The sequence below is a fragment of the Catenulispora sp. MAP12-49 genome, assembly GCF_041262705.1.
Lineage (GTDB): Bacteria > Actinomycetota > Actinomycetes > Streptomycetales > Catenulisporaceae > Catenulispora.
This window is the reverse complement of the sequence record NZ_JBGCCP010000013.1, coordinates 195,935-207,296: the sequence shown is the minus strand read 5'-3', so window position 1 is coordinate 207,296 and position 11,362 is coordinate 195,935. Positions and strand designations below refer to the sequence as shown.

Genomic DNA, 11,362 nt, shown 5'->3' with positions numbered 1-11,362 from the left:
GGCTCCCGGCTCCCGGCTACGGCAGCCTCGCTGCCATCTGGGCAAGGATCTGCGCGGTGTCGCCCTGGGCCCCGGCAGGCTGGGGGTTACTGAAGATGACGGTCAACTGAGCCACATACGTCCCCTTGACCACGATGAACTCGTGGGTGGTCCCGGCCGTTCCGTCGTTGATCCGCGTCGAGTAGCCGGACCCGATGACCACCCCGGCCGCGACGCTGTAGTCGTAGCTCATGCCACCCGGGTCGCTCTTGTGGCACTGCTGAGGCCCGATGAGCTTCTGTGCCTGAGTGAAGGCCGCCGACGCCGACCGGGCGTCCGGGAACGAATGGATGACCTCGTGCGCGTCAGGTCCAGCCGCCCCGGCCGGCCCCGTCGGTGCCTCGAACGCGCGCGTCGCCTCGGTCGACCCGACCCCGCCGACGACATCCGTGAAATCCGACCCGCACAGACTGACCGCGGCCGCCTTTCCGCTGACCGCAGGCACCACCGGCAACTGCGTCCAGCCATGATCGGCTCCCGGACCGGTCCCGAACGGAATCTGCGCGGCGGCAAGGAAGGCGCTACTCGGAGCCGGCGCCGGGCCCGACACCTGGCCGGAGCCCGGATTCCGCAGGCTCGCGGCCATCCGCGCCAGCGCCTGCGGATCGTCGGCCGTGTTGTACTGCGGCATCGTCTTCTCAGCACTGTCGACGTAGCCGTAGACCCCGATCGTGGTCCCGGACAGGACGACCATGATGTGCTCAGTCATGGAAGGCGCCGGAGGCCCCGGCAACGGAGCGGTCTGCACCCAGGCGAAACCGTCGGTCGTCGACGCGGTCAGGCGGCCGTCGTCGCCTCCCGCCCCGGAACCGGCGATGGGATGCTGTGCGCACACGGCCGCGTCAGGCACGAGCGCCGTGTAGTCGGCCCGCGCGGCGGCCTCGGACGGGTACTGATAGAGGGTCTCGCTGCTGTCACTCATCGTCTCGGTCGACGAGTACAGAAAGGTGCGCGCCCGCTCGGCGCGCAGCGCGGTCACCGGCCCCTTCGCCCCACCGGTCCCGCAGATCGGGTATTCGAGCCCGTCATCGGTCCGCCCCGGATTCGGCGCCACCTTCCACTGGAACGTGGACTCGTCGGGAAGGTCGGGGCCGGCGAGGAACAAACTCGCGTCGAGCGGTGCCACGACCGGCTTCGGCACAGGCGTCGGCACAGGGTTCGCCGGCGCGGCGGACCCGCTCCCGGTGATCCCCATCGCGAGCCCGGCGGTGACCGCGACGACACCGACCGCCGACGTGACAACGGTGAGACGCTGCCGCCTCTGCCGCGACCGGCCGCGCGCGACGACCGACGCTTCCGGAAGCGGACGGACTCGCTCCCGGCCGTCGGCGACCAGGGCCTCAAGAGCTGAAACGAGGTTCTCAGGCATTGGAGATCACTTCCTTTCCGGACTTGGCACCGGCGGATTTCGCAGAAGGCGTCGTAGCGGCTCGCTCGGCGTCGGCGTCGGCATCGTCGCTGAGCTCCGAGACATAGGGAGCGACAGCCTTCCGCCCGCGAGCGAGCCGCGCTTTGACGGTGTTCGGCGGCGCACCGGTCTCGTGCGCGATCTCCGCGATACTGAGGCCCTGCACGTAGAACAGCACCAAGGCCTGCCGCTGCTCCCGGGGAATCTTCCGCAGCGCCTCGACAAGCACGAGACGATCGCTCGAGAGCCCAGAGGGATCCGCATGGTCTCGCCGGCCGACACTCTCGCTCCGGCGATGCGCGACAAGGCGGTTCTTCGCCTTGCGCCAGGAGTTCACCGCGACCCGGTACGCGACCGTCCGCACCCACGCCTCGGGATCGTCGTAGTCGCGGACCTTGGACCAGCGCTGCCAGGCCCGCGCATACGCTTCATGCGCCGCGTCCTCAGCCTCGGCCCTGTCGCCGAGCACGACGTACAAGTACCCGGCCACACGATTCACCGTCGCCGCGTAGAACACTCCGAAGTCTGTGCTTCGTGAATCGGCCACCCCGCCCCCGCCTTCTGTCTCGCCCGGCGTTCTGATCACCGCGTCTGGGAAAGACACCGGCGAGTGCGGGGCCCGGTTGCACGGTCGGGAAGAAACCTGCCCGACCGCCGACCGTCACAGGAAGGCGATGCGGGGTTGGTCCTGCCCGAGGATCTGCGCCGGGTCGGCGCCGAGGACCTTGTCCAGCACGGTGGCGTAGACGCTGCGGAAGTCGGTGCTGAACTTCAGGTCGCCGTCGTCCAGGTCGGTCAGCGAGGGCTGCGCGCCGTAGAAGCCGCCGTTCACCGGCTCGCCGAGGAGCAGGACCGGACCGGCGGTGCCGTGGTCGGTGCCCTGGTTGGCGTTGGCCCGCACCCGGCGGCCGAACTCGGTGTACAGCATCGTGACGACGTTCTTGCCGTGCGGTCCGGCGGCGATGGCGTTCTGGAAGTCGACGACCGCCTTGTCGACCTCGCCCCACAGGTCCGACTGCGTGCCCTTCTCGGCACTGTGCGTGTCGAAGCCGCCGAGGCTGACGCTGTAGACGCGGGTCGGGACCGAGGCGTTGATGCACTCGGCGACGATGTCCAGCTGTTGAGCCAGCGCTGAGCTCTTGGCGGCCTTGGCGGGGGCGGCGGCCTTGGCTCCCTTCGTGCCCTTGGCGCCCGCGGCTCCCTTGGCTCCCGCGGCGTCGGCCGCCGAGGCCAGCGCCGGGGTGAAGGTCTTGGCGACGGTGAACAGGTCGGCGACGTCCCGGGCGGCGTACGCGGCCACGGCGGAGTCCTGCGCCGACGGCTGCCCCAGCCCCGTGAAGCCGGTGTCCAGCGGTCCGGGCTTGGGCAGCCGGAACTGGCCGATCGGCAGCGAGCTTCCCGCGGTTTTGGTCCCGCCGAGCAGCGGCGGGAGCGTGCCGCCGACGGAGACCGCTTTCAGGGCCCGCATCTGGTCGTCGGGCTGGGCGTCGAGCCAGCGGCCGAGCCAGCCGGAGTTGGTGGGGTCGCCGGGCGTGGCGGTCTGCCAGATGTCCATGGAGACGAAGTGGCTGTGGTTCGGCTGCGGATAGCCGACGCCGCGGACCACCGCGCACAGCTTGCGCTGCCACATCTGGTGCAGGCCGGTCATCGCCGGGTTGAAGCCCAGGCCCTCGCCCAGGTCGAGCACCTGGCTCGCGCTGTAGGCCAGATCGGGGCGGGAGGAGTTGTAGGCCGGGTCGGCGTACGGGATGACCGTGTTGAGGCCGTCGTTGCCGCCGTAGAGCGTCACCAGGACCAGGACGCCCTGGCCCGGCGCCAGCGGCGCGTGCTGCGCGGCCGCGCCGAGCTGCGCGCCGGAGGTCTGCGGGCCGCTCGGGGTCAGCTTCGGGGCGCCCACCGGGTGGCCGTGCGAGCTGGAGCAGGCCGCCGCGAACGCGCCGGTGGACATGACGCCGGACAACTCCAGGAAGCGGCGGCGGGTCACTGTGTCCATGGTCGAATCCTTAGGTTCCGTCGGTGCTGTCGGTGCCGTCGGTGCTGCCGGTGCCGTCGGCCGTCAGTTGGCGAGGTACTCCGGCGCGATCAGCGCCAGGGTGACCAGTTGCCGGGGGTCGGCGACGACCTCGGTGAGGGCGGCCGTGCTCCGGTCGCTGAACGCGTCCACCCCGAGCAGGTGCGCGACGGCGTCGATCCGCTGCGACGGGCTGCTGTTCTGGACCTGCGACAGGTCGCCCTTGGCCACGGCCCACTGCGCGAAGACGAACCGGGTCTGCGCCGCGGCCGTGGTCAGCCAGGCCGTGCCCTCCGGCCAGCCGCCGACGTTCGGCGGGTAGAAGGGCATCTGCCCCAGGCCGTCGAGGGCGGTGCGCAGGGCTGCCGCGTCCTTGGCGTCCTGGCTCGCGTCCACCTTGATGTTCAGGGCTCTGAGAACGCCGACGACGTACTCGGTCGGCTGTTTCACCAAGGCGTAGCGCGCCTGCGGGCCGCGGAAGACCGGGTCCAGGAACAGGGCTCTGAGAAGCGCGGTGACGTCGCGGTTCGGACCGTAGGCGGCCAGCAGGCGGCCGGAGACGTCGGCCGGGATCGGGCCGGGCATGCCGAAACGGTCCCAGAAGCGGCCGGTGACGAACTTCGGCGAGGCCGGCTGCTGCAGGATCCAGTCGACGAACGAGGTGTCGTCGAAGTCGGCCGTCTTGCCCAGGATGGTCTTGGGGGTGTCGTCGTGCAGCCTGGGCACCAGCGTCGCCTTGCCGCCGGCGTCCAGCCGCCAGCCGGTGAGAGCGCGAGCACCGGCCCGGACGTCGTCCTCGGTGTAGTTGCCGACGCCGAGCGTGAACAGCTCCATCAGCTCGCGCGCCAGGTTCTCGTTCGGCGCCTTGCTCGTGTTGCCGGCACTGTCCAGCCACAGCATCATCGCCGGGTCCCGCACCATCGCGTGGGCGAGCGCGCCGAAGTCACCGCCGCCGAGCGTCCGCATGGTCTGGTTCTGCTCGAGCATGAAGCCGGGGCTCTTCACCTTCTGGACGGAGGTGGCGAAGTGCCCGTGGAGGAAGAAGGTGCGTTTCTCCGCAAGCGGCTGGGTGACCGCGGCCATGCGCGCCAGCCACCACCCCACCATCCGGTAGTCGTCCGGCGCGGAACCCTTCTTGGCCACCTTCATCGCCGGGAAGTCCGGCATCGGCGTGGCCGCGGCACCGGGATCGGCACCCGCCGGCGCCAGCAGCGCGGTCACGGTCGCCTCGTACCCGGCCTTGGCGGCGGCGTCGATCTCCGCTCCGCTCGCGCCGAACCCGGCCCGCCGCAACAAGTGCGCGACGGCGGATCTGTTCTGGTCGATGCTCACACCCCCAGAATCGGGGAGGGGGCCTAAACGGAGGGTAAGAAGACGGCATGTCCTCGGATGGCGACCCTGACGACCCCGACGAACCCTTCATACCGCTGGGCTCCGAGCACCCGCTCGACGAACCCGAGACCGACCCCGCGACCGGCGAGAACGACGATCCCGATGAGCCCAATGAGCCCGACGAACCCGATGAGCGCTACGCGAGCGGCCAGAACCTCGGCGCCCACGCGGCGATAGCCCGCTCCCTGTCCCCGACGGTCCCGCGCGTCCTGCGCAAGGAGGCCCGCGCCTTCTTCGACGGCGCGATGTACGCCTACAGCGAAGGCGACCTAGCCGGCGCCCGGCTGTCCTTCCTCGCGGTGGCCGCCATCGGCGACCCCGACACGGCGCCGGCGGCGACGGTGTTCCTCGGCGTCATCGCCTTCCGGAGACGCGATGCGGCCGAAGCGCGGATGTGGTTCACGCGCGCGGCTTCGGGGCCTGACGAGCATTGGGCTTTGGTCGCCGCGCAGGAGTTGCGGCGGGTGGGTTGATCGGGGTTGATCGGGGTTCAGTCAAGCTCGGCCGTCCCCTCGCGGTAGACCTTCGCCGCCACGATCAATCCGTCGCGCAGCTTGAAGAACGCGGCGATCGCGAAGGACTGCTCGGTCCCGTCCCACACCAGCGTCTCGGTCATCTGGCAGGCCGCCCGGTCCCCGTCGACGAGCAGGTTCTGCACCCGGAGCGCCGGGTGCAGGCCGGCTATCGCCTCGCGGAAGAAGGGCTCCAGTTCCGCGCGGCCGCGCACCGTCGTCCGGCCGGTGATCCACACCGTGTCGTCCGCCAATCCGGCCATGAGCGCCGGCAGGTCCCCCTTGCTGAAGGCCCGGACGTGCTCGTTCACCGCTGCGGCCACTTGATCGTCAATCATGCCCGGGAGCATAAGGCAGCCCCCGACCCGACCGGGCCGAGGGCTGCCTCTCAGAACTCTGTTTCGCCTACTTCTTCAGCAGGTTCCGCAGCACGTACTGCATGATCCCGCCGTTGCGGTAGTAGTCCGCCTCACCGGGGGTGTCGATGCGCACGACCGCGTCGAACTCGACGTCGCCGGCCTTCACCTTCACCGTCCGCGGAGTCGCGCCGTCGTTCAGCGCCTCCAGACCGGTGATCTCGAAGGTCTCCTCGCCGGTCAGCCCGAGCGAGGCGGCGCTCTGGCCGGCCGGGTACTGCAGCGGGACGACGCCCATGCCGATCAGGTTGGAGCGGTGGATGCGCTCGTAGCTCTCGGCGACGACGGCCTTGACGCCCAGCAGCGCGGTGCCCTTCGCGGCCCAGTCGCGGGAGGAGCCCGAGCCGTACTCCTTGCCGGCCAGGACCACCAGCGGGATGCCTGCTTCCTGGTACGCCTGGGAGGCGTCGTAGATGGCGGCCTGCTCGCCGGTCAGCAGGTTCTTCGTGAAGCCGCCCTCGACGCCGTCCAGGAGCTGGTTGCGCAGGCGGATGTTCGCGAAGGTGCCGCGGATCATGACCTCGTGGTTGCCGCGGCGGGAGCCGTAGCTGTTGAAGTCGCGGGGGCCCACGCCGTGCTCGGCCAGGTACTTGCCGGCCGGGCTGTCGGCCTTGATGGAGCCGGCCGGGCTGATGTGGTCGGTGGTCACCGAGTCGCCGAGCTTGGCCAGGACGCGCGCGCCGTGGATGTCCGCCACCGGCGACGGCTCGGCGGCCATGCCCTCGAAGTACGGGGGCTTGCGGACGTAGGTGGAGTCCGCGTCCCACTCGAAGACGTTGCCGGTCGGGGTGGGCAGCGAGCGCCAGCGCTCGTCGCCGTGGAAGACGTCGGAGTAGTCCTTGGCGAACATCTCGGCGGTGATGGAGCCCTCGATGACGGTCTGGATCTCCTGGGTGGAGGGCCAGATGTCCTTGAGGAACACCGGCTTGTCGTCGCCGTCGAAGCCCAGGGGCTCGTTCTCGAAGTCGAAGTCCATGCTGCCGGCGATGGCGTAGGCGACGACCAGCGGCGGGGACGCGAGGTAGTTCATCTTCACGTCCGGGTTGATGCGGCCCTCGAAGTTGCGGTTGCCGGAGAGCACCGACACCACCGCCAGGTCCGCCTCGTTGACCGCCTTGCTGACCGGCTCCGGCAGCGGGCCGGAGTTGCCGATGCAGGTGACGCAGCCGTAGCCGACCAGGTTGAAGCCGAGCTTGTCCAGGTACGGGGTCAGGCCGGCGCGCTCGTAGTAGTCGGAGACGACCTTCGAGCCGGGCGCCAGGGTGGTCTTGACCCAGGGCTTGGTGTGCAGGCCGCGCTCCACCGCGTTCTTGGCCAGCAGCGCCGCGCCGATCATCACCTGCGGGTTGGAGGTGTTGGTGCAGGAGGTGATCGAGGCGATCACGACCGCGCCGTTGTCGATGACGACCTGGGTGCCGTCCTCCATCGTGACCGGGGTCGGCTTGGTGCCCTGCGCGGCGTAGGTCGGCAGGACCTCGGCGAACTTGTCCTTCGCCTGGGACAGCGCGACGCGGTCCTGCGGGCGCTTCGGGCCGGCGATCGAGGGGACCACGGTGGCCAGGTCCAGCTCCAGGTACTCGGAGTAGGACGGCTCGCGGTCCGCGTCGTGCCACAGGCCCTGGGCCTTGGCGTAGGCCTCGACCAGCGCCAGCTGCTCGGCCGGGCGGCCGGTGAGCTTGAGGTAGCTGATGGTCTCGTCGTCGATCGGGAAGATGGCGCAGGTGGAGCCGAACTCCGGCGACATGTTGCCGATGGTGGCGCGGTTGGCCAGCGGGACGGCGGCCACGCCGGCGCCGTAGAACTCCACGAACTTGCCGACCACGCCGTGCTTGCGCAGCATCTCGGTGATGGTGAGCACCAGGTCGGTGGCGGTGGCGCCGGGGGGCAGCTCGCCGTGCAGCTTGAAGCCGACCACGCGCGGGATGAGCATGCTGACCGGCTGGCCGAGCATCGCGGCCTCGGCCTCGATGCCGCCCACGCCCCAGCCCAGCACGCCCAGGCCGTTGACCATGGTGGTGTGGCTGTCGGTGCCGACGAGCGTGTCGGGGTAGGCCTGGCCGTTCCGGTCGAAGACCACGCGGGCCAGGTGCTCGATGTTCACCTGGTGCACGATGCCGGTGCCGGGCGGGACCACCTTGAACTCGTCGAAGGCGGTCTGGCCCCAGCGCAGGAACTGGTAGCGCTCGCGGTTGCGGCCGTACTCGATCTCGACGTTGCGCTCGAAGGCGTCCGGGCGGCCGAAGACGTCGGCGATCACCGAGTGGTCGATGACCAGCTCGGCCGGGGCCAGCGGGTTGATCTTCGCCGGGTCGCCGCCGAGCTCGGCGACGGCCTCGCGCATGGTGGCGAGGTCCACCACGCAGGGCACGCCGGTGAAGTCCTGCATGATCACGCGCGCCGGCGTGAACTGGATCTCGGTGTCCGGCTCGGCGTTCGGGTCCCACTGGCCCAGGGCCTGGATCTGGGAAGCGGTGACGTTGGCCCCGTCCTCGGTGCGCAGGAGGTTCTCCAGCAGCACCTTCAGGCTGAAGGGGAGGCGCTCGGAGCCCTCGACGGCCCCGATGCGGAAGATCTCGTACGACTGCGCGCCCACCGCGAGGGTGTCGCGGGCGCCGAAGCTGTTCTTGGAGGTCATTGCCATGGCCCAGCTCTCGCTTGCGGAAAGTATCTCGACATCAAGAGACTCTAGTCGGTGCCGCCGCGCTTCACCAACCCGGGGGGCGCCTCCTTGTGAGCACGCTCACCCGGGTGGCCGCTGGCTGGAACGATCGGACCTGGTGACAATCGTCCCAATGGATACTGTGCCCGTGAACCCAGAGACCAGCACCACCAGCACCACCAGCACCACCAGCACGACGAGCACCCCGACCGCCGCCTCGAAGGTCCTGCGCACCACCTTCCCGGCCGCGGTCCCGGCGACCGGCTTCGTGCGCGCCACCCGCGAGCTGCTCGCGCCGCACGGCTTCCACGCCGCCAACTCCCTGCCGCTGATCGCGACCTGCCGCGACGAGCTCGCGGTCACCATCACCGCCCGCGTGCAGGACGCCTGGGGCGCCGGCTTCAACATGGCGGGCCTGGCCGGGATGTTCGTCCTGGGCCGCACCGGCATCCTGGCCGCCTCGGGCCACGCCCCGGTCGAGGACGGCGTGCGCCGCTTCGTGCTGGTGGCGCTGCCGCACATCGGCATCGACGCCCACGGCGTGATCGGGAACGTGGAGCGCCCCGGCGTGCCCGGCGTCTCGCACACCTGCGGCGCCCTGATGGCCCTGCACGACGAGCTGCGCGGCGACAACGCCCCGACCGGCGACTACCCCTTCCTGGACGTCGCCGACCCGGAGCAGGGCATGCTCCGCGACCGGATCCCGCCGTTCCTGCCCCAGGGCGAGCTGCCGGACCTGGCCGGGCTGACCCGGATCGTGCGCGACGTCATCACCGCCGACACGCACAAGGTCATCACCGTGCTGCGGGAGGGGTCGGCGCAGCCGGCGCACGTGGCGGTGTTCACCGGGATCCACATCAACGGCCCCGGCGGGAGCGAGTTCGTGGAGCCCGGGCAGTGCTACCTGGACCTGGGCGCCGACCAGCCGCAGATCGATCTGGTCATCGACTGACCGAACGCAGTAACGCAGTAACGCGGCACCGCGACGACGCCGTGAAGAAGGAGCGGGCGGCCCACTGGGTACCGGAGCACACCAGTGGCCCGCCCGCGACGGCGGCAGCCGGGGGTCCGTGGCCGCCGCACCACATCTACTACTACCGCACCCCGTAGGCCGAGGTCACGGCCAGGTGCGGCTTCTTTGTGCAACCCCCCGCGCGTCCGAGCGCATCAGGTGACTGTCCGGACACCTATTCCAGAGGGGGAAGCCTATGGCGAAGCAGCCTGACCGCGACGCCGAGTTCACCGAGTACGTCAGCGCGCGCCAAGCCTGGCTGCGCCGGGTCGCCTTCCTGCTGTGCGGGGACTGGCACCGGGCCGACGACCTGGTCCAGAGTGCGATCACCAAGCTCTACGCGTACTGGCACAAGGCCCGCCGCGCCGACAACCTCGACGGCTACGCACGCCGCACACTGGTCAACACCTACCTGGCCGAGCAGCGGTCGGGCTGGGCGAAGTGGACGATCCTGCACCGCTTCGGCGGCGGCGGCGAGACCGCCCCCGATGCCGACCCCGACCGGGCCGCCCTCACCGGCGACCTGGACCTGGGGCTGGACCTCAAGACCGCGCTGGCCAAGCTCCCGCCGCGCCAGCGCGCGACGGTGGTGCTGCGCTTCTACTGCGACATGTCGGTCGAGCAGACCGCCCAGGTCATGGGCTGCTCGACAGGCAACGTGAAGAGCCAGTCCTCCCGGGGCCTGGCGAACCTGCGCTCCCTCCTCGATCCAAACCTGATCCCCGTCATGGAGGCGAACTGATGACCCACGACCTGAAGACCTCGCTCGACGATCTCGCGGAGGCCGAGTACGCCGGCGCCCCGCTCAGCACCGTCGACATCGGCCGGGCCCGCGCCGAAGGCCGGCGCCGGATGCTCACCGCCCGGCTGGCCCCGATCGGCGGCGGCGTGGCAGTGGTGGCGGCCTGCGCGCTGGTGGTGAACGGGCTCGGCGGCACATCGCCGGCCAAGCCGGGCAGCTCGCCGCAGCAGACCAGCGCGGCGGCCGGGCACACCTTCACCGGCACGGACCCGCTGACCGCGCCGGCGAAGTTCGGCTGGCTGCCGGACGGCTTCCAGACCTCGGCCCGCATGGCCGGCGCCGACTACGGCTACAGCGTGACCGCGAGCGCCAAGCTGCACGCGGCCACGGGGATCCTGGCCGCGGACGCGTACAACGTGGTGCTGCTCAAGTGGGCCGCCGAGCCGCCGTTGGCGGCGGGCCAGTCGAAGGCGCCGGCGAGCGTCACCGGCAGCTCGAACGCCTACTACCTCGTCACCGCCGGGGACACTCCGTCCATCCCGAGCGAGGTGGGACTGACCTGGCAGACCGCATCCGGATCCTGGTTCTCCCTCACCGGCAATCTCCAGCCCCGGAGCGACCTGAAGGCGCAGCTGCTCAAGATCGCCGACTCGGTGCGCGCCGAGGACACCGCGGTGGCCATGCCGATCCACATCGAGGGCATGCCGGCGGACGTCACCCTCGGCGAGACCAACCTGAACGACCCGCTGACGGTCGGCAGCGGTGGCTTCACCGCCGGCATGTCCTACCACTCCGGGAACGCAGGTCCCGGGACGGGCCGCTACTTCAGCATCACGGTGGCGCCGACCGGCCAGAAGGACCCCGACCCGGTCCACGCGGACCCCAATCTCGCGGCCAAGCCCGGGATCCCGGTGCAAAAGGCGGTCCCTACCCCCAACACCTGCAAGGACTCGGAGGGACTGCACATCTGCGTGCAGGACGACCCGGCGCAGTCCGGCCCGGACCCCCTGGCGTCCGTCGGCGGCGCGCAGGGGCTGCTGGACCGGATCACCTCGCTCGGCACGAACCGGGCGAACTGGACGACTCGCGTCGTGAACTGAGACGTAAAGGTGATCGACTGATGAGATTCACCCTGTGAGAAGTCTTACGTAGGAAACATGTATCAGGGCGC

10 protein-coding genes are annotated in these 11,362 nt (G+C 70.4%); 4 read left to right on the top strand and 6 right to left on the bottom strand.

Going from position 1 to position 11,362, the window contains the following annotated elements:
• Positions 1-16: 16 nt before the first annotated feature.
• The 4 genes from ABIA35_RS23960 to ABIA35_RS23945 form a co-directional block, all read right to left on the bottom strand.
• On the bottom strand, positions 17-1,408 hold the full coding sequence (locus ABIA35_RS23960; RefSeq protein WP_370359378.1) for a hypothetical protein: 1,392 nt from the start codon (positions 1,406-1,408) through the stop codon (positions 17-19).
• On the bottom strand, positions 1,401-1,994 hold the full coding sequence (locus ABIA35_RS23955; protein WP_370340671.1) for a sigma-70 family RNA polymerase sigma factor: 594 nt from the start codon (positions 1,992-1,994) through the stop codon (positions 1,401-1,403). Before ABIA35_RS23955 ends, ABIA35_RS23960 begins: the two co-directional genes overlap by 8 nt.
• Before the next feature lie 114 nt (positions 1,995-2,108).
• The gene (locus ABIA35_RS23950) at positions 2,109-3,440 is read right to left on the bottom strand and encodes a DUF1501 domain-containing protein (RefSeq protein ID WP_370359377.1); all 1,332 of its coding nucleotides are present in this window, start codon (positions 3,438-3,440) and stop codon (positions 2,109-2,111) included.
• Positions 3,441-3,503: 63 nt separating this feature from the next.
• Positions 3,504-4,790, bottom strand: a complete 1,287-nt coding sequence (locus ABIA35_RS23945) for a DUF1800 family protein (protein ID WP_370359376.1) — start codon at positions 4,788-4,790, stop codon at positions 3,504-3,506.
• A gap of 47 nt (positions 4,791-4,837) precedes the next feature.
• Here ABIA35_RS23945 and ABIA35_RS23940 point away from each other — a divergent pair, with 47 nt between their 5' ends.
• On the top strand, positions 4,838-5,323 hold the full coding sequence (locus tag ABIA35_RS23940; protein WP_370359375.1) for a hypothetical protein: 486 nt from the start codon (positions 4,838-4,840) through the stop codon (positions 5,321-5,323).
• A 17-nt stretch (positions 5,324-5,340) separates the two neighbouring features.
• On the opposite strand, the gene ABIA35_RS23935 is transcribed toward ABIA35_RS23940, so the two are convergent.
• On the bottom strand, positions 5,341-5,700 hold the full coding sequence (locus tag ABIA35_RS23935; RefSeq protein WP_370340667.1) for a nuclear transport factor 2 family protein: 360 nt from the start codon (positions 5,698-5,700) through the stop codon (positions 5,341-5,343).
• A gap of 67 nt (positions 5,701-5,767) precedes the next feature.
• Positions 5,768-8,413 (bottom strand): aconitate hydratase AcnA, encoded by a 2,646-nt coding sequence (gene acnA, locus ABIA35_RS23930; RefSeq protein ID WP_370340920.1) that lies wholly within the window; start codon positions 8,411-8,413, stop codon positions 5,768-5,770.
• 172 nt (positions 8,414-8,585) lie between these two features.
• On the opposite strand from acnA, the gene ABIA35_RS23925 reads away from it, so the two are divergent.
• The 3 genes from ABIA35_RS23925 to ABIA35_RS23915 all read left to right on the top strand — a co-directional run bounded on the left by ABIA35_RS23925 (position 8,586) and on the right by ABIA35_RS23915 (position 11,291).
• Positions 8,586-9,389: a hypothetical protein gene (locus ABIA35_RS23925; protein ID WP_370359374.1), complete on the top strand. Its 804-nt coding sequence runs from the start codon at positions 8,586-8,588 to the stop codon at positions 9,387-9,389.
• Between the two features lie 256 nt (positions 9,390-9,645).
• Positions 9,646-10,191: a SigE family RNA polymerase sigma factor gene (locus tag ABIA35_RS23920; protein ID WP_370359373.1), complete on the top strand. Its 546-nt coding sequence runs from the start codon at positions 9,646-9,648 to the stop codon at positions 10,189-10,191.
• The gene (locus ABIA35_RS23915) at positions 10,191-11,291 is read left to right on the top strand and encodes a hypothetical protein (protein ID WP_370359371.1); all 1,101 of its coding nucleotides are present in this window, start codon (positions 10,191-10,193) and stop codon (positions 11,289-11,291) included. The genes ABIA35_RS23920 and ABIA35_RS23915 overlap by 1 nt, the downstream gene beginning before the upstream one ends.
• The last annotated feature ends 71 nt before the right edge of the window (positions 11,292-11,362 follow it).

What these genes read in the sequence shown, in the direction of transcription:
- ABIA35_RS23960 (WP_370359378.1), bottom strand. Translation starts at nt 1,408, where the DNA reads ATGCCTGAGAACCTCGTTTCAGCTCTTGAGGCCCTGGTCGCCGACGGC.
- ABIA35_RS23950 (WP_370359377.1), bottom strand. Translation starts at nt 3,440, where the DNA reads ATGGACACAGTGACCCGCCGCCGCTTCCTGGAGTTGTCCGGCGTCATG.
- ABIA35_RS23940 (WP_370359375.1), top strand. Translation starts at nt 4,838, where the DNA reads ATGTCCTCGGATGGCGACCCTGACGACCCCGACGAACCCTTCATACCG.
- ABIA35_RS23935 (WP_370340667.1), bottom strand. Translation starts at nt 5,700, where the DNA reads ATGATTGACGATCAAGTGGCCGCAGCGGTGAACGAGCACGTCCGGGCC.
- acnA (WP_370340920.1), bottom strand. Translation starts at nt 8,413, where the DNA reads ATGACCTCCAAGAACAGCTTCGGCGCCCGCGACACCCTCGCGGTGGGC.
- ABIA35_RS23920 (WP_370359373.1), top strand. Translation starts at nt 9,646, where the DNA reads ATGGCGAAGCAGCCTGACCGCGACGCCGAGTTCACCGAGTACGTCAGC.
- ABIA35_RS23915 (WP_370359371.1), top strand. Translation starts at nt 10,191, where the DNA reads ATGACCCACGACCTGAAGACCTCGCTCGACGATCTCGCGGAGGCCGAG.